Below are 17,285 nucleotides of genomic sequence, written 5' to 3' on the forward strand. Positions count from 1 at the left end.
TATCCACGACGGCTTCGTCGGTCTCGCCTGCGCCCTGATCTGCTGGCGCCGCTTGATCAACTGGACCAAACAGAGATCGTGATAGGAGCTTTTAGGGTCACTCGGGCAGCCTGACGGCCAGAACCTGCTCTAGGGATGAACAGTAAATCTCATCGTCAGTCACGGGAGCGAACAGAGGCTGGGATGAGATACCCGCATCCTTAGGTAGCCACTAAAAGCAACACAACGAGGTATGCGATTCCGAATATGGCTGGAGTGACTTGCTCCAAACGGGTGATCGGGAGGTAAAGGCCTTGTCTTTTTCCTTGCCCGACTGCTTTCCACTCCGCACTCCAGTACGGGGAAGCGGGAAGCCGTTCCTCCAGAACCCCTATCACGCGATACTTTACTGAGCCAAGTTGTCGATAGGAGCGAAGGGTGAAGTACCACACTGCGCATTGAAATATGAGCATGACGAGAGGGATCAAAACAACGACTCCCCCTCGCTCCAGGTACGACGCGATAGGACCAAATCCAGCAATAATTCCAGCATTGACCACTAGAAAGAAGGTATTATTCAAGCTCCTCCGAGCGCTTACACGGTCCGTCATTTCTACGTAAATCTTGTACTGCTCCATGAGCGATACCTGATATTTTTCACCCGATCCCTCATATGCCGCAGGATCTATAGACGTCCAGAGGCTGTCTCGCAATTCTTCGATTGACACCTGACTGCGAGAACCAGATGGAAAGCGGTTGCCTTTAAACATAGAGCGTATTATGTCCACGGAAGTTCCGCCCACACAAGGAAACATGTTGGTCGACGGGTGTAGACCACATCCGATCTAGACTTTCGGCGGATCTTCACGGCACGCACCACAAGCCAGAATGACGGTCGAAAGAGTTACATCAGCGACAACAGCGCATGCTGCACCGATCCACACTTTTGAATCGCTACGCTTGTTATCATTGGCGAAGTCTACAACACCGCGAATCATTAGGAACGGCTTGGCGCCCCCATTGTCGATTAGGGCAGCAGCGACTCCGGCACCCTCCATTTCGACGCCAACAGATAGCGGCTCGACGTGCAGGAGATTAGATATTCCCGCTTCAGAAGCAATGACTTTGTCGCCCGACATCACCGATCCATAGTGGACCTTCGGAACTCTTCCATTATATTCGTTCTTGACGTTTACGGCCCTACTCGCTTCTAACAGATCCTTGTCCGCGAGGAATGTTCGGAGCCGGTATTCGACTGGATTCGCGACCCGCTGAAACTCGTAGTCAACAATCGAGCTTGCCACCAGCACGTCGCCTAAGGCCACACCGTTGCTTGGGAAACCCCCTGCAACCCCGACAAGCAAGAGATGGCGCGCCTGAACATGCTCCAGTAGGCGCATTGTTGTGATAGCAGCTTCGACGCGTCCGACGTCATGCATCGGAACTATCACTCCAGTGAGCCGACCCGCACCATTAGCGTCATCGACCGTCACGTCAATATAATCTCTATCACGGTACGATCGTATGCCTATTAGGGTCACGCGCTGTAGTATGGCGTTCAGCTCGTCCTCTTGGACGGCGATTACAGCAAAGTCGTAGTCGACTTTCGGCATGAATCTACCTCGCCATTCCGGCCTAGGACGCAGAGCCAAAATCACTCGCGACGGCTCCTGGATCTAAGCGAACTCCAATTTTGTTTGCCCTTGAGTATAGGGCGCTGGATATTGTCTCATTATGCGCCGTGATCCAAACACTGTCACCGCTACCATCTTTGAACCAAATAATGAATTTATCATCGGCTACCAAGAAACTCATCGGCTTTAGGTCATCGTGCCACCGAAGTCTAAAGCGGGAACCGTCTCGGTCCTCAGCCTCAGCCAGTCTGGTATGATTCGCCCTCACTCGAGCGAACGGGAGCGATCCTCCCCGCGTTTCAAGCTCATTCAAGACCGCTGGCTTCGAGCTAACACAAACGAAGTTCAACGGATTTAGGGACGATGTGGAGCTTCTCTCGACAATTGAACAGTATTCATCAAACTGCTCTTGTTCATACGACTTGGGCTTCTGGGAGTCGTCATACGGCCGGCAGCCGACAAGAACAATAGGGGTTTTCGCAACCAAGGCAATCTGCCGCCTGGCTTGCTTGATGAGCATTGTGCCCTGTCTGAAGAGGGACTCCTTTCCAAGTGACTGAAATGGGGAGTCCATGTGATAAATGTTCTGCGCCAAGGAGGATCGATGCAGGTTCGAGAGCCATTGAGCGATCTGGATTTCGGCGCGGATTTCTGAGTCTAGACGGACGTTCGTCAGGCCCCCGAGATCAGAAGCCATCTTCGGACTGCCGACTCGACATACGATTGCCCGTTCCTTACCAAGAACCCCAGTGAATAACCCGTACTCAATCAGGACGTTATCGCGAGGCTGCTTCATGCTGTCGCGTCCGTGATACCAGATGCGATCATCTTCGGAAAAGATAAAGATTGCCGCATCGACCTCTCGGGCTAGTACTCCCAACGTATCGAAGGTGTATTCGCCTGGTGAGAATAGTTCTGGGCTATCCCACGGCAGAGGTGTGTGCCCGCGCTTCTCTATCCAAGAAGCAACCTTCAAGAGATGACCAGACTGCTGAGCCTCTGTCGAGCTTGCGAGGAAAATTCGCATATCTCGCTATCCATCCCTAAAAGTGAGCGCTACTTCTCTTAGCCTTATCGGGCAATCGAGGCTATATCATAGGCGAAGGACTCGGACACTGTAAAATTTAGCCTCGCGATTCTTCTGTCCTTAACATGGGTGGACGCAAGATCTTTTCGCCACCGGCGCGATATAACATTGCTGGCCTGCCGAGACCGGTTGACCTCTGCTTCCCCGTGGGTTTCACGAAGCCGATGGTGTGCAAAACTTTCCTGTTGAAGTTTCGCGGGTCCAGCTGAATTCCCCAGACTGTTTCATAGACGGTTCGCAAATCACCGATTGTGAATTCGTCTGCGCAAAAGCCGGTTGCAATAGTGGTACTTTCTAGCTTTGCTCGGACGTGCTCGCGGGCGTCCCTCACAATTTCGCGGTGATCAAACGCAACCTTGACCGAGCCATCGACCACTCCATCCGCGTCTACCCACGTCACTTCGAGCGCGTCCGATCCCGCTTTCGGCGTGCTGACATCCGGAGCAATAGCAACGAAGGGCACGGTAATGACTCGCGTCCTAGGATCCCTTTTTGGCTCACTCTTGACTGCCAATTGGTCGAGAATAAGTGTCTTGCCGGGAATGTTTGTTTCTTCGCCTAGCTCTCTGTCCGCTGCGCTTTTAACGTCTTCGTTTCGCCGCACGTGCCCGCCAGGGAGAGCTAATTTATTCCGGAAAGGCGTATCACGTCGGCGAATCAGAAGGACCTTGAGATGCCCCTCAAGAATGGTGAATATTGCGATGTCTGTGGTGACTCTTATATCTTCGTCTAGCATTCCTGGACGTTCTGCCATAAGATCGATGGTACTCTGCTGTCAACCTGACGTAAATGCCGCTCGGTACCATAACAACAGGCGCGCACCGCTGAGTCAATGACCAAGCGCGCGTGTCGCCGCGCAAGGTCCGCCTCCGCACACCTTTTTGGGAATTACCTATTGCCCTTACGGATGACTTAATTCGGAAAGCCGTATTGTGCGACGGTGGCATCGTCATGCCTTTTCGTTCGAGGGTATCGATCTCCCTCAGGGTCATTCAATTCAATACGTCGCACGTGGTTGATCAAGCCTGATGGTCCAAGTTTGTCGAGTAGATCCAGAAAATCTGTCCACGTGTAACAATGCATCTGATCTACCGGTCTCGACGCCCCATCAGTTAAGACGGCCGCCCGTCGGAGACTGACACGCGGGAATCTCGCAACCCGCGCATGCTGCGCCGCCTCAGGCATCGCTGCTGCAACCCACCATCCACCGGGTCTGTTACGTGTTGCTGTTTGATTGGCAACGAGAGCTGCCAGTGCTGCCGTATGGTCGGCGGCGCCGAACCGAAGTCCTCTGACTGCATCCGGCTCGGTTCCGCTTATCTCCTCAATCGAGAGGTCGCACGTAACTTCGAGCCCCGTCTCTAGGTCGACGACAACGCTCACGTCGGATAGAGCGAGTGTTTCCACATATTTATCACCGACTCGAAGAATCCCGATCGCGGCGCACGGGGTTCCGGGATCCGTCAGGTCGCACTCGTCGCGGTGAAGATCTGCTACCGCCTCAATGCCTGCGGCAAGCCCGTCGGTCAGTGAACTGTGGGGTTCGCGTATCAACGCTGCTAGTGTCCGAGCACCCAGCTGTTGCGAGTACCAAGAAACACCATGGTGGCAGCCTCCGAACGGGATACCGGCACCATCGACGACCACGGCGATATCTGGCGTCGCTACCACAAAATCCTCGTTGGGGCGGCCGGGGGCGGCATCGGTGGCTAGAGCGAACACGCTCGTCGGACCTCCGTCACTTCGTGCCGGCCAAGAGTCCGTTGAGTCTGACGACCGGCGCTGTTGTCGACCACGGACCTAGCTGCTTGATGAGGCTCCGCAGGTCCCTGATGGTACGAGATGAACCCGTGGTGATCGCAATCGCCAACGCTTCCTCGGCCGTGGCGCACGCCTCCCCCGGTGCTCCAGCCACTGCGTATGCCTGCGCGAGGCGAGCGAGGTACTGACCCCGGTCTCGGTGGAACTCCGGCGGCAGCTGGTCGAGGACATTCATGAACGCGGCGATTGCAGCGTCGCCTCGGCCCAGCTCCAGCTGGACTTTTGCCTTGGAGATGTCGAGGTAAAGCCTGGGTGCGCAGTAACGTCCGATGGACGGGTCCCCTACTACCGGCTCGGTGTCGGCTGACTGGTCGACCAGGATCTCGGCCAGGTCAAGAGCGCGGTCGGCGTCGGAGCTCGAACCCGCGATCGCGTACCCGACTGCCTCGGTCTGCGCCGCGATTGCTCGCACGCGAGTCGTCTTCGGGTGGTCGCTGCGGAGGGCCGCGTGGGCGAGCTGGGCGGCGTGGGCACCCTGACGGGCTCCGTTGGCCTGGACCGCACGCCGCGTGAGCACAAAGCCGGCCATGCGGTCGTCTCCTGCCGCCTCGGCCCATTCGAGCGCCCGCCGGTACCAATCGGTCGCGGTGCGGGGATCGCCGGAATCCTGCGCCAGCCAACCGGCGAACTCGGCGTACCCGGCCCCGATCTCCAAAAGCTCCATCAGCATGTTGCCGCTGGCGCCCTGGGCGAGGTTCTCGATGGTGTCGGCCTGCGCCTTGATGACGGGGAACAGCGTGCGGGGGCCGAGCATGTTGTCGGCGGTGTAATGGTGGTTCAGGCCTGCGCTGAGGGACCTAAGGAGTTCAGGGGTCACCCGAGTCAGGGTTGCCTGCGGCAGCTCGATCGTCGCCGGAACGGATACGGCCCGCTCTGCCGCTGCGTTCTCGGTCTCCAACAGCGCGAAGCGGGCGCGCACGTCGTCGTCGGTGAGCTTCAGGACCGTGTCGAGCAACTGCTGCGTGCGGAGGGCGAGTTCCTTGTCCGGCTGGCTCTCCCACTTGGCTACGCCTCGGGCGCTCATGTCGAGCTTCCCGGCGAACTCGTCGTAGGACATCCGCAGGGCGAGGCGCAGCGACGTCGCTGTGCTGCCCAACCACCTGCTGACGACGTGCATTGCCACCTCCCCCAAACGTGAGCGTTCCTGACCGGAGTGTAGCCACGGCGATCGATGCGGATTCGCGTGTGGTGCGCGCGAGTTCCGGATCAGTTCCGGCTGAGTTCGTGCAGATCAGGTGCCGTGCGGCGTTGACTTGGGACATCAACAACGTCGATCTGATCGATCTAGGGAGCGACCTATGAAGGGGCCGTAGTCAGACGCGCTTAGGTCCGGGCGCTGCCGGCGGGATGCCGCTGTCACGGGCAATCCGTCGGATGTAGGCACCGGTGAACGGCGACAGCTGTTCGACCTCAACGGGTGCCAAGCCAGACCTCAGGGCGTCGAGGACGGCTTCGATCGCTTCTTTGCGGGCCTCTTCATGCTCGGCCGCCGTGCTGCGGTAGCGCAGCGTTGCAGCTCGAAGAGACTCGCGAGGGTCGGTCACCAGAACAGAGTATCGCAACGCCGTTGCGCTTACTCCCCACGTTGCGCTACCTTGTTGCGCAACAAAGTTGCGCTTCTGTCCTGAAGCGCATCCCGGCACCCGCGTCGGGTGCCTCAACCAAAAGGGAGTCAGAAATGCCGAGCAACCTCCAGCCCCGCCTGATGCTGGACACCACGCACGTCATCTTCGAGGTCTCGCAGGTCGCGACGCCGAAGCTGGACGAGAAGACGAAGGTTCAGAAGCTGGACTTCGAGACGCAGCTGCCGGTCTGGATGGTCGTGCTGTACGCCCGCGGTCGCGGGTGGAGCGCGGTCTTCAACGTGGCCGTCTGCAACGTCGAGAAGCCGACCGCTGACGTCTGCGAGCAGGTCATCCCGACCGGCCTGGAGGCGTTCCCCTGGGCCAACAAGCGCAAGGACGGCGACATCAACTCGGGTGTGTCGTTCAAGTGCACCGCGCTTGAGCCCGTGGAGACGCGGGTTCCGGCCATGGCCGGCACTTCTGCCTGACGTCCGCTGCTCCGGCTGGCCCTGAGGGTCGGAGCCATCAGACAACCGCAGGATGCGGGGCCGCCACGAGATTGGCGTCCAGTGCGGCCCCGCGTCCCTCGAATCGAAACCAGCCCTCTGAGAGGGAGGAATCGTCGTGTCCAAATCTAGCCCCCGCGTGCCGTTCGGCAGCTCGAACCGGGGCAACACGGTGACGGTCATCGAGGCACCGACTCGTCACAGCCAGCGGCGTAAGGCCATCGTCGCCTTCTGGATCACCCTCGTCGTGGTCGCCCTGCTGGGCGGCACGGTCGCGAGTCACTACCTGCACCCGATCGTGGGTGGCCTGCTCGCCGTGCTGGCGGGCGTGCTGCTCGGCGGGATCGTGTTCGCGCTGATCATCGCCTGGCCGGTTCTGCGGATCATCTGGCACTGGCTGCCGGAGATCGTGCTCGCACTGGGCGTGGTCTACGGCTGGACCTGGCTCATGCAGGCCACTCCCCTGTGGCTGGCCCTGGTCCTGGTCGTCGTCCTGGTCGGTGTCCCTGCGATGTTCCACCAGGTCCGGCACTGGGTGCTCGCGCCCGTGTGGTGCCTGGTCGTGCGGCATCGGCTGCGGGTGTGCTTCGCGTCGTTCATCGCGACGAACCGGTCCGGCACGTTGCCGCTGATCCTGCCTGCCCGGCCGACCCCGGCGGGTGAGCGCGTCTGGCTGTGGCTGCGGCCCGGCCTGTCGATCAAGGATCTGGAGCAGGACGGCCAGGTGCAGAAGCTGGCTGTCGCCTGCTGGGCCAACGAGGTCCGCGTGACCCGCGCGTCGCGTAAGCACGCTGCGCTCGTGCGGGTGGATGTGACCCGCCGTGAGCCGCTGGCTCACACGGTGGTCTCACCGCTGCCGGACTTCGTCCCGGACGACATGCCGGCCAACGCGCCGACGTCCCCGGCGGTCCCGCCGGTCGGCGTGAACCTCGCCGAGGTTCCGGACCCGCGTGGTGCGCGGGCAACCAACATCAACACACCGGGCGACCCGCGTACCCGTCGCCCTCGCAACGCCAACGTCGCGCCGTCGGACGACGAGCCGTCCGGCTTCGACCCCCGCGACTACGCCTAACTCCCGCCAACCCCTGACACGTACGTGTCAAACGACCCTGTGCCCCGGCGCGAGCAAGCCTGCCGGCATCCGCCTCGCGCCGGGCACTCCACCCCTTGATCGGAGCCTCATCATGAGCGCTGCAACCGGCCTGCCGAGTGTTCCGGTCGGGCCTGCTCTTTCCATCTTCGACCCCGTCTTCCTCGGCATGGACGAGTACGGCTCCGCCGTCAACGTGCCGATGATCTACCGCAACATGCTGATCGGCGGCGAGCCCGGTGCCGGTAAGTCGTGCCTGCTCAATACCATCGTCGGCCACGCTGCCCTGTGCCCGGACGTGACCCTGTGCCTGATCGACGGCAAGCAGGTGGAACTCGGCCTCTGGCGCGAGCGGGCGGAGGTGTTCGTCGGACCTGACCTCGAACACGCCATCGCGACCCTGCTGCGGCTGCAAACGGTGATGGACAACCGGTACGCGTACCTGCTGTCGCAGCGGCGGCAGAAGATCGGCCCGAACGACGTGTTCGGTCAGATCCTCGTCGCCTGCGACGAAATTGCCTACTTCGCCGCGACCGTCGGCGACAAGAAGACCCAGGAGCTGTTCTCCGCGCTGCTGCGGGACGTTGTCGCCCGTGGCCGTGCCGTCGGCATCATCGTGGTCGCCGCGACCCAGCGGCCCAGCTTCGACATCATCCCGACGTCGCTGCGGGATCTGTTCGCCTGGCGCTTCGCCGGCCGCTGCACGACCGACGCCTCGTCGGACATCATCCTCGGCCGTGGCTGGGCCGAGAAAGGCTTCTCCGCGAACACCGTCGACCCCACCAACCAGGGTGTCGGCTTCCTGATCAGCGAGGAAGGAATCCCTCGCCTCATCAAGGGCGCGTTCATGACGACGGCGGACATCATCCGCGTCGCCGACTACGCGGCCTGGACCAACCGACCCGACACCGACGCGACCGCTGAGCTGCGGGCCGTCGCCTGAAGGAGGCACCACCGCACCACCACATAAGGAACAGCCGACGAACCGGGACCAGCCCTGAGAAAGCAACCCCGGCCCGTCGGCCACCACCAACGCCCCCGAAAGGACATGGCGTCATGCACCGTACCCAAAATCTGACCGGCACCGCTGCCGAGACCGACGGGTTCACTCTCGTCACCCCGGCCGACATCCTGCGCGGAGCCTCCGAGTACCTCGTCCAGCACGGCTGGAACCGCGGCGTCTACTACGGCGGCGCCGAGGACAACCCGTTCCCGCCCGCCGATGCAATCGGCGCGATCAGCATGGCCGCGTACGGCAACCGGGAGCACCTCTACTCCTCCACCGCACCGGCCGACGAGACCCGTCTGTTCCGCCGGGCCGTCGACTACTTCTGTGACTACCTCGGCCGTCACGAGCCGGTGCACCGGGCAACCGGGGATGAGGACATCGACCTCGACCTGGAGCTGTCGCCGTTCCTGTGGAACGACGACCCGCAACGGCACGGACTGCACGTCGTCCTGGCGTTGAAAGCCGCTGCCAAGGACTGGGATCGCACCCACGGCGGCGCCCGATGACCGGCCGCATCGAGACTCACCGACTCGGCCGCCGCCAAGCCGACAACGCCGAACTCGGCTTCGGCTACTCCCGGGACGACAGCGAGCCCGCCACAACTCAGCCTGTGCCCAAGGGCGTCCAGGTCGTGTCGCTCGGCACCCGGTCCTCGCGAGGTGCGCGATGACTGCCGAGATCGCTGACATGACACGTACGTGTCAACCGTTCACCTCGGCCGGCCTTCTGGCCGTGCTCGAAAGTGCGTGGTCCGCGATCCGCGCACGGCACCCGGAGGTGCCCAACGTCGTTCTCGTCGTCGGCTCGGGCTCGCCTGCCAAACCGAACGCTGCGATGAAGTGGGGCCACTTCGCGGCCCTGCGCTGGCAGCACGGCGAGACGCAGCTGCCCGAGGTTCTGGTCTCTGGCGAGGGGCTGCAACGCACCCCTGCCGAAGTGCTCGTCACCTTGCTCCACGAGGCGACGCACGGCCTCGCTGATGTGCGAGGCGTCCAGGACACCAGCCGCCAAGGCCGGTGGCACAACAAGAAGTTCGCCACTCTCGCGGCCGAGCTGGGTCTGTCCGCAACCAAGGACGACAAGCTCGGTTACTCGCCTTGCACGCTCACCGACGCTGCCGCCGCTGACTACGCGGACACCATCGGCCAGCTCGGCAATGCGCTCAGCGCCTACCGGCACCCGGAGCCCACGGGCGAAGGGAAGCAGCGCACAAACAACAACAACGGCGTCTCCGCCGAATGCGCCTGCCCGCGCAAAATTCGGCTCTCTGTAACGGCTTTCGACGAAGGTCCGGTCGTCTGCGGCGTCTGTGCAGCCGCGTTCCTGCCCGAAGACGTCGACCGCGACAGCTACGAGTTCCCCACGTTCGGCCAGCCGTGCACCCACGGCGAAGACCAGGCCGACGTCATGCCGGCCGATGACCCGGAGGACCCGATGGTGTTCTACGACCCCACCGGCGAGCGGTTCGGCATTCCGACGTTCCCGTTCAAGCTCGCCCCGGACGGCTACGCCACGCGGCGTCAGCTCCAGGCCCGGAACCTGCGTCCCGGCGGGCAATCCGTTGCGGCGCAGGTGATGTGGCGTCGCGGCAAGCGCGTCGCCTTCCTCTACCGCATCGACCTGGCGCTGCCGAAGCGCACTGCCACGGCGGCACAGCTCGCCGCCCTCGACAAGGCCAACCGCGCCAAGCGCGTCTGCTCGGCCTGCGGCCAGCTCAAGGACTACCAGATCCCGCGCTCGTCCGGCGCATGCCTCGACTGCCACCCAGAGGTGTCCTGATGACCACCAACCGAAGGCTGCGTGAGCAGATCCTCGATCTTCACGAAGAACTCACCGCCAACTGCTTCGACACCGCGTTCGTCCTCTACCAGCTGAAAGAGGTCACCGACGAGCTCCTGCTCCAGGCAACGGAGATCGCGGAGATCGCTTGGGAACAGGCCGAAGACTTCCGTCAAGCCTCGGTCGGGAACGTCCGCATTGCCTGTCAGTGGTGTGACGGCGAGTTCTACGTCAGCCGGACCAAACCCGGCCCATACACCTGCCACCTCTGCCGTCACTGCGACGGCTACTGAGGGAGGGCCGATGATCACCCTCGACTGCCTGTTCTGCATCGACGGGCACATGCCCGCCGGTCGTGACGACTTCATGGGCGAGCTGTTCGAGCGCTGCCCTGAGTGCGTCCCCTCATGCCTCGACTGCGACGGCCTCGCCGTCTTCCCCACGCGAGCTACGACAGCCCGCTCGAACTCGTCTTCGGACTGCTCGCCTTCCGCCTCGGCCCGGTCTTCTGCCCCGGTTGCCTCGGCGTCATTGCCGTCATCTCTCTCGGCCCCGCCCGACCCGGCGAAGGGACACCGCTGTGACTTCCAAGCCCGACACCAACCCGACCGGCGTCGTCGCCGACGCCCTGACCGACGTGCAGAACCAGCTGGCGCGCGTCGACACGAAAGCCTCCATGCTGCTCGCCGGAGCGCTCAGCGTCCTGGCCGCAGGCGCCGCCATCCTGGCGAAAGCCCACCTGCCCGTCGCGGTCGTCGTTACCGCGATCTTCGCCCTCGCGCTCATCGGCGGTGCAACCGCACTGCTCATCACCGCTGTCCGGCCGGCCCTCGGCGGCAATCACGGCTTCATGCGCTGGGCCAACGCCCAGACCTTCGCCGACCTGAACGCCGATCTGCGTCTCGCCGACAAGGACGGCGCCAACTACAACGCCTACCGCCTCTGGTCGCTGTCGCGGTCCGTGCGCCGCAAGTACCAGATCGTTCGGCTCGCCGTCGACCTGCTGCGTGCCGCCCTCGCGCTCGCGGCTGTCGCAGCTCTGCTGACCGCCCTCTGATCCCGAAAGGAGACGTCATGACCACCAAGCCCGTGTCCGGCACGGACACCGCCGTTTCGGCGCCCACCCGCGTCGCCCGTCTCCAGGATGGGACCCTTCTGCTCATCGTGCTGCTGGTCGGCCTCATGGCCGGCGCAGCGTCGTTCAATCACGTCCACGATTGGACGCTCGAGAACAGCCCGCCCGGCACCGCCGACTGGTTCGGCTGGGCCAACGCCGTCATCAGTGAACTGATCCCGACCGCGTCTCTGATCGAGATTGGCCGCCGTCGCCGCCGCAGTCACGCTGCGAAGGTCGGCTATCCGATGGTCCTGTTGGTCGCCGCCGTCAGCGTCTCGCTCACCGCGCAACTCGCTGTCGCCGAATCGACCGTCTTCGGCTGGATGGTCTCCGCGCTGCCCGCGCTGGCCTTCTTCGCCCTGTCCAAGCTCGTCTTCACCGCCACCGCAGTTCGGCCCACCAACCCGGTCACGGCACCTGTACCGGCCACCTCGCCCGCACCGTCGACAGACAACGCAGAGGCGAAGGTCCGCCCGGCCGCCGCAAAGAAGACCAGGGCCACGCCCGCCAAGAAGGCTGCACCGGCGAAGAAGACGCCCGCTCGGACTCCGGCCAAGAAGACCACCGCACCCGCAGCACCGAAGCCCGTTCCGGCCGCACCGGTTGAGACGGTGACGCCCGTTGCCGTGGCTGAGCGGTTCTCTGCTCCGCTGCTGTCCAACGCCCGGACCATCGCCGCCTCGCACCGTGAGGAGCACGGCGAGGACATCAACCCCAACCAGATGGCCGTACGCCTGCGCGTCCCGACTCAGGTCGCCACGGACGTTCTGGCCCATCTGGAGAACGACAGGCCGCACAACGGCCGCACCGTGAAGGCAACTGCGTGACCGCCTCGACGCTGCCTCTCGCGCCCGCAACCATTTCGGTTGCGGGCACGGGGGAGAACGCCGAATCGCGCCGCTCCGGCCGCCCCATCTACGCCGACGACTTCGCCCGGCTCCGCGCCCAGGACCCCGGCTACTTCGACTGGCTACGCCACGTAACGCCGGCCGCAGGGTGCTCCCGGCCGATCCGCCTCGTCGGGGAACGGCTTACCGCTGACGCGAGGACCGGCGAGCTGGTCGGTTACATGAACACAGCGACGATGCCGGACGGCGTCATCTACAAGGCGTGCGGCAACCGGCGCGCCTCGGTCTGCCCGTCCTGCGCCGAGGTCTACCGCCGGGACGCCTACCAACTCATCCGTGCCGGACTCGTTGGCGGCAAAGGCATCCCCGCGACGGTCGCTGGTCACCCGGCTGTTTTCGCCACGTTCGTCGCGCCGTCGTTCGGCTATGTGCACATGCGCCGCGCCAGCAAGGCGGGCAAGCAGATTCCGTGCCGTCCGCGCCGCCATGAGGACCTGTGCCCGCATGGGATCGACCTGCGGTGCCCGCGCATCCACGCCGACGGTGAGAAGATCCTCGGCACGCCGCTGTGTCTGGACTGCTACGACCACGACGCCCAGGTCGTCTTCAACCACCAGGCCCCCGAACTGTGGCGGCGCACCACCATCGCCATCCGCCGCGCTCTCACCCGAATCGCCCGCGAGGTCGGCGTCCAGGCCGGTGAGTTCCGGCTGAACTTCGGCAAGGTCGCCGAGATGCAGCGGCGGGGCGTCGTGCATTACCACGTGATCGTGCGCCTCGACGGCGTCAGCCCGGACTGCCCCGGCGCGATCGTGCCTCCCCCGTCCGAGCTTGAAACCCTCGACCTGATGGCCGCGATCGCGGAAGCCGCGGAACGAACCCGCTTCACCACTGCGGCTCACCCGCGCCGCGCTGACGGCTGGTTGATCGCGTGGGGTGACGAAGGACAGGGCCGGTACGCCGACCTGCGCCCCGTCAAGACGTCGGGCGACGGCGATATCACCGATGCAATGGTCGCCGCGTACCTCGCCAAGTACGCCACCAAGAGCACGGAAGCGACCGGGCACGTCTCGGGCCGGATCACCGGCGACCTTGTCGACCTCTACGCCGACCCGGAGGGCACCCATCCGGAACGGCTGGTCCACGCCGCGTGGTCCCTCGGCTGCACGAAGGAATGGGCCGGCCTTCGCCACTGGGCGCACATGCTCGGCTTCGGCGGCCACTTCCTCACCAAGAGCCGCCGCTACTCCGTCACCTTCCGCATCCTGCGCGACGCACGGGTCATCTGGCGGCGCACGGTCGAGCACGACGACCAGGCCGAGGACGACGAAGAGACGACGGTCGTGATCAGCACCCTCGCCTACAGCGGAGCGGGATGGCGCAACACCGGAGACGCGATGCTCGCCAACGCCGCCGCCGACGCGGCACGCAGCCGAGCCGCCTACGCCCGCGAGGCAATGCGCGAAGCCACCACCTTTTGACACGTACGTGTCAGTCGAACCTTGAAAACTCCACAGCGGTGACCCGGGGCCTGGCAGCACTGTTCCCCAACCAACCACCAAGGAGAGATCAATGGTTCTCGGAGACCTGGAACTCAAACGTAAGTGGCACTCCCCCGCCGAAGTCGCGGTGATCCTCGGCTTCGGCCTCTCGAAAGTGAAGATGAAGATTGCGACCGGAGAGATCCGGTCGGTGAAGGACGGCAAGCACCGGCGCATCCTGCCGCAGTGGATAGACGACTACGTGCAGGCCCAGGTCGAGCGTCAGGACGTCGCCTGATGACCGGCCGCCGCCACAACGGCGAGGGGTCGATCTACCCCTACAAGAATGGCTACGCCGCCTACGTCTGGGTGACCAAGCCGAATGGCAAGCGGGGCCGGAAGTACGTCTACGGCAAGGAACGCGACGAAGTCCACGAGAAGTGGGTCAAGCTCCACCGGCAGGCGGCCAATGGTCCGGTCGCGACCAGGACGCCGACGTTCGCCACCTTCGCGCCGTATTGGCTCGAAGAGATTGTGAAGCCGAACCTCGCGCCAAGCACCTACGCGGCCTATGAGGTCGCCTGTCGGCTCTACATCCTGCCGGGACTCGGCAAGAAGAAACTGAGTCCGCCGACCAGCGAAGTGCAGACCTGGATCAACAAGGTCGGACGGACTTGTCAGTGTTGCGAGCAAGAGAAAGACGCACGCCGGCCAAAGGAGAAACAACGCTGCTGCGGAATTGGGCAGTGCTGCGGGGAACGGCTCTCCAGCAACAGCCTGGCTCATCTCCGACGGACCCTCCGGACAATGCTGAGTCAGGCCGAAGCCGAAGACCTGATCACCCGCAATGTCGCCCGGCATCTCAAACTGCCGACCGTCCGGGTCCGTCGACGGAAAGCATGGGAGACCGACGACGCCCGGAAGTTCCTGGAGTCGGCCCGTGCCGACGATGACCCGTTCTATGCCGCCTACGTCCTGGTGCTCGTGCTCGGTTTGCGCAAGGGCGAAATGCTCGGCACTACCGACGACGTCATCGACTGGGACGGCTGGGACAAGCCGTGCTCGAAGCACAGCGAGCCGTTCTGCGTCGCCTGTGTGACCGAATACGAGGTCTCCATTCAGGTCAAGGCACAGATTCAGCGGGTGGGTAAGCAGCTGCTTCACCGGGAGACGAAGACGCCGACGAGCGATGCCGGCCTTCCCCTCCCACCGATCTGCGCGGTAGCTCTGCGGCAACGGCATCTGGACATCGAACGGGACCGGGAAGAGGCCGGACCGCTCTGGCACGGCATCCAGCTTCTGTTCACGACACGGTTCGGAACGCCAATCGAGCCGCGCAACTTCAACCGTTACTGGGACCGCCGGTGCGCCAAGGCCGGCGTCCCCCGCATCACCGTCCGGGACGCGCGACGGACCTGCGGAAGCCTCCTGGCCGACCTGGACGTCCACCCGAGGGTCGCCATGCAGATCCTCCGGCACGCGCGCTTCTCGGTGACGATGGAGATCTACACGGCGGTCTCGTCGAAGAAGACCCGCGACGCCCTCAAGCGGCTGGGCGAATCCCTCGGTTAAGAGGGCGTTGCTGTACTTTGCTGCTGTACTGGCCCCGGGCACGGGCTTTGGCCGCGACAGAGTCGCTGGTCAGAGTGGGGCGGACGGGACTCGAACCCGTGACCGATCGATTATGAGTCGACTGCTCTAACCTGCTGAGCTACCGCCCCGGAACGCGGCGCCGGGGAAAAATCGGACGCCGCGTACCGGCGGCGATCCTATCCTCCGGGAGCTACCCCGAGCCACTGAGCTATGCGGGCACGGCCGCCGCGCCCAGGGCCGTCAGCACCGCCCCGGCCGTGCGCCAGCCGCCGGCCAGTGCGCCTTGGATGGAGGGCGTATCGCGGTGGTCGCCGGCTACGAACAGGCCGTCGCCGAGGGACACGGGCTTGCGCAGGTCGCCCTGGGGGGCGGGGGCCGCCGGCAGGGCATGCGGCAGCGAGACGACGCTGAGCAGGTCCCAATCGTCGGTGGGTACGCCGTACAGCCGGGACAGCTCGACCCGGATCACCTGCTCCGACGCGCCGGAGGGGGCCGACACGCCGACCACCGAGGCCGCGATCAGGCTCTTGCCCAGGGGGGCGTAGGAGGGGGCCGCGTTGCTCAGGACGACCGTGTTGGCGATGATCTCGCGGCGGTCGCCGTCCAGGAGGAGGGTGGGCTCGTCCAGGGGGGCGTGGCCGGCGCCGAAGTAGAACGTGGTCAGGCCGTTCATCGCCGGTGTGGGCAGGCGCGGCAGCAGGGTGGCCGCGGTGACGGGGTCGGTGGCCACGATGACGGCCCGGCAGCTGATCTCGCCGCCCTCGGTGATGACCCGGCCGCGGCCGACGCCGATGGTGCGGGCATTCACCAGGAGCTGGGGGTACGGGAGGGGGCCGGCGATCGCGGCCGGCAGCGCCGCCATTCCGGCCGCGGGTACGCCGATGCGGCCCCGGGCGAACGAGCGCAGCACCATGGCCAGCACGTGGCTGGACGTGTCGAGGGAGCGGTCGCCGAAGACGCCGGAGAGGAACGGGCGCAGGACCTCCTCGATGATGCGGTGAGACAGACCGGCCCGTCGCAGCGCCTCCTGGGTCGTGCACTCCGGCGCCGCCAGCAACCGTGGCACCGGTGTGGTGGCGTACTTCAAGGCCAGCGCGGCGAAGCGGAGGCGGTCCGACACCGTGCCGACGGAAGATGTCAAGGATTGCGGCGAGGTGCGGGGCTCGCGCAGCGGGTTCTCGAGGCGGTGCAGTTCACCGGCCCTGCGGACCAGCACCCCGGAGGTGAAGTAGTGCAGGTCGAGCGCGTCCAGGTCGACCAAGGCGGGGAGCCGGGGGTACGCGGTGTTGAGCACCTGGAAGCCCCGGTCGAGGTGCCAGCCGTCGACGACATCGGTGGCGACCCGGCCGCCGACACGATCGCTCGCCTCGACCAGGAGCCATTCGACGCCGGCGCGGTCCAGGCGGCGGGCAGCGGCCAGCCCGGCCAGACCGCCGCCGACGATGACGACGTCCACCTTCACGGGCTGGGACACAGACACCTCACACGGCAACTGGCGACCCGCCCAGCCTAATAAGAAAAGGGACCCGCCGCGGCGGATCCCGATGTCTGGAGGCTCCCCGAATAGGACTCGAACCTATAACCTGCCGGTTAACAGCCGGCTGCTCTGCCAATTGAGCTATCGGGGAAGGCCGTCGCCGCAGAGGACTGCTCCCCTGGCGACCGGGACTACAGTACATGACCCCCCACCCCACTTGTCCACGGGGTAAGGCGGCGGCGCGCCAATCGTCTGAAACCCGGCAGCAGGTATGAGCGGCGGGCACGATGGGTATGCAG

Annotated in this window: 19 protein-coding genes and 2 tRNA genes; 11 read left to right on the forward strand and 10 right to left on the reverse strand. The window is 64.2% G+C overall.

The genetic code is table 11. The annotated features are described in order from the left end of the window. Window positions 1–200 precede the first annotated feature (200 nt). The 7 genes from ACGFIO_RS34975 to ACGFIO_RS35005 all read right to left on the reverse strand — a co-directional run bounded on the left by ACGFIO_RS34975 (window position 201) and on the right by ACGFIO_RS35005 (window position 6,065). Window positions 201–749, reverse strand: a complete 549-nt coding sequence (locus ACGFIO_RS34975) for a hypothetical protein (protein WP_392833206.1) — start codon at window positions 747–749, stop codon at window positions 201–203. Between the two features lie 75 nt (window positions 750–824). Beyond that, window positions 825–1,592 carry a hypothetical protein gene (locus tag ACGFIO_RS34980; RefSeq protein WP_392833208.1) on the reverse strand — a complete coding sequence of 256 codons (768 nt, stop codon included), beginning with the start codon at window positions 1,590–1,592 and terminating at the stop codon, window positions 825–827. Window positions 1,593–1,614: 22 nt separating this feature from the next. Beyond that, window positions 1,615–2,640, reverse strand: coding sequence for a TIR domain-containing protein (locus ACGFIO_RS34985; protein ID WP_392833210.1), 1,026 nt, complete (start codon window positions 2,638–2,640; stop codon window positions 1,615–1,617). Between the two features lie 97 nt (window positions 2,641–2,737). After that, entirely contained in the window at window positions 2,738–3,454 is a 717-nt protein-coding gene (locus ACGFIO_RS34990) for an NUDIX domain-containing protein (protein ID WP_392833213.1), read from the reverse strand. A 158-nt stretch (window positions 3,455–3,612) separates the two neighbouring features. After that, entirely contained in the window at window positions 3,613–4,422 is an 810-nt protein-coding gene (locus ACGFIO_RS34995) for a hypothetical protein (RefSeq protein WP_392833215.1), read from the reverse strand. A gap of 16 nt (window positions 4,423–4,438) precedes the next feature. After that, complete coding sequence (locus ACGFIO_RS35000; protein WP_392833216.1) at window positions 4,439–5,638, reverse strand: hypothetical protein; 1,200 nt, start codon at window positions 5,636–5,638, stop codon at window positions 4,439–4,441. Window positions 5,639–5,834: 196 nt separating this feature from the next. Continuing rightward, entirely contained in the window at window positions 5,835–6,065 is a 231-nt protein-coding gene (locus ACGFIO_RS35005) for a hypothetical protein (RefSeq protein WP_392833219.1), read from the reverse strand. 134 nt (window positions 6,066–6,199) lie between these two features. Between ACGFIO_RS35005 and ACGFIO_RS35010 the strand changes: the two genes are divergently transcribed. The 11 genes from ACGFIO_RS35010 to ACGFIO_RS35060 all read left to right on the forward strand — a co-directional run bounded on the left by ACGFIO_RS35010 (window position 6,200) and on the right by ACGFIO_RS35060 (window position 15,488). Then, the gene (locus tag ACGFIO_RS35010; protein WP_392833221.1) at window positions 6,200–6,574 is read left to right on the forward strand and encodes a hypothetical protein; all 375 of its coding nucleotides are present in this window, start codon (window positions 6,200–6,202) and stop codon (window positions 6,572–6,574) included. A 136-nt stretch (window positions 6,575–6,710) separates the two neighbouring features. Continuing rightward, window positions 6,711–7,664, forward strand: coding sequence for a hypothetical protein (locus ACGFIO_RS35015; RefSeq protein WP_392833224.1), 954 nt, complete (start codon window positions 6,711–6,713; stop codon window positions 7,662–7,664). 112 nt (window positions 7,665–7,776) lie between these two features. Further along, on the forward strand, window positions 7,777–8,625 hold the full coding sequence (locus ACGFIO_RS35020) for an FtsK/SpoIIIE domain-containing protein (protein ID WP_392833226.1): 849 nt from the start codon (window positions 7,777–7,779) through the stop codon (window positions 8,623–8,625). Between the two features lie 113 nt (window positions 8,626–8,738). Continuing rightward, the gene (locus ACGFIO_RS35025; protein WP_392833229.1) at window positions 8,739–9,197 is read left to right on the forward strand and encodes a hypothetical protein; all 459 of its coding nucleotides are present in this window, start codon (window positions 8,739–8,741) and stop codon (window positions 9,195–9,197) included. A gap of 901 nt (window positions 9,198–10,098) precedes the next feature. After that, window positions 10,099–10,470, forward strand: coding sequence for an RRQRL motif-containing zinc-binding protein (locus ACGFIO_RS35030; RefSeq protein ID WP_392833537.1), 372 nt, complete (start codon window positions 10,099–10,101; stop codon window positions 10,468–10,470). Then, window positions 10,470–10,763, forward strand: a complete 294-nt coding sequence (locus ACGFIO_RS35035) for a hypothetical protein (RefSeq protein WP_392833232.1) — start codon at window positions 10,470–10,472, stop codon at window positions 10,761–10,763. Before ACGFIO_RS35030 ends, ACGFIO_RS35035 begins: the two co-directional genes overlap by 1 nt. Before the next feature lie 287 nt (window positions 10,764–11,050). Next, window positions 11,051–11,527 carry a Pycsar system effector family protein gene (locus ACGFIO_RS35040; protein WP_392833235.1) on the forward strand — a complete coding sequence of 159 codons (477 nt, stop codon included), beginning with the start codon at window positions 11,051–11,053 and terminating at the stop codon, window positions 11,525–11,527. A gap of 17 nt (window positions 11,528–11,544) precedes the next feature. Further along, on the forward strand, window positions 11,545–12,414 hold the full coding sequence (locus tag ACGFIO_RS35045) for a hypothetical protein (RefSeq protein ID WP_392833237.1): 870 nt from the start codon (window positions 11,545–11,547) through the stop codon (window positions 12,412–12,414). Continuing rightward, entirely contained in the window at window positions 12,411–13,916 is a 1,506-nt protein-coding gene (locus ACGFIO_RS35050) for a replication initiator (RefSeq protein WP_392833240.1), read from the forward strand. Before ACGFIO_RS35045 ends, ACGFIO_RS35050 begins: the two co-directional genes overlap by 4 nt. Window positions 13,917–14,007: 91 nt before the next feature. After that, window positions 14,008–14,214, forward strand: coding sequence for an excisionase family DNA-binding protein (locus ACGFIO_RS35055; RefSeq protein ID WP_392833242.1), 207 nt, complete (start codon window positions 14,008–14,010; stop codon window positions 14,212–14,214). After that, window positions 14,214–15,488, forward strand: coding sequence for a tyrosine-type recombinase/integrase (locus tag ACGFIO_RS35060; RefSeq protein ID WP_392833245.1), 1,275 nt, complete (start codon window positions 14,214–14,216; stop codon window positions 15,486–15,488). Before ACGFIO_RS35055 ends, ACGFIO_RS35060 begins: the two co-directional genes overlap by 1 nt. Before the next feature lie 75 nt (window positions 15,489–15,563). On the opposite strand, the gene ACGFIO_RS35065 is transcribed toward ACGFIO_RS35060, so the two are convergent. From ACGFIO_RS35065 to ACGFIO_RS35075, 3 genes are all read right to left on the reverse strand, one after another. Next, window positions 15,564–15,637, reverse strand: a tRNA-Ile gene (locus ACGFIO_RS35065). An 80-nt stretch (window positions 15,638–15,717) separates the two neighbouring features. Further along, window positions 15,718–16,983: an FAD-dependent oxidoreductase gene (locus ACGFIO_RS35070; protein WP_392833248.1), complete on the reverse strand. Its 1,266-nt coding sequence runs from the start codon at window positions 16,981–16,983 to the stop codon at window positions 15,718–15,720. A gap of 81 nt (window positions 16,984–17,064) precedes the next feature. Next, window positions 17,065–17,137: transfer RNA gene (locus ACGFIO_RS35075), tRNA-Asn, on the reverse strand. Window positions 17,138–17,285 lie beyond the last annotated feature (148 nt).

Origin of the sequence: Actinoplanes sp. NPDC049265 (assembly GCF_043197135.1) — a bacterium.
Taxonomy (GTDB): Bacteria; Actinomycetota; Actinomycetes; order Mycobacteriales; family Micromonosporaceae; genus Actinoplanes.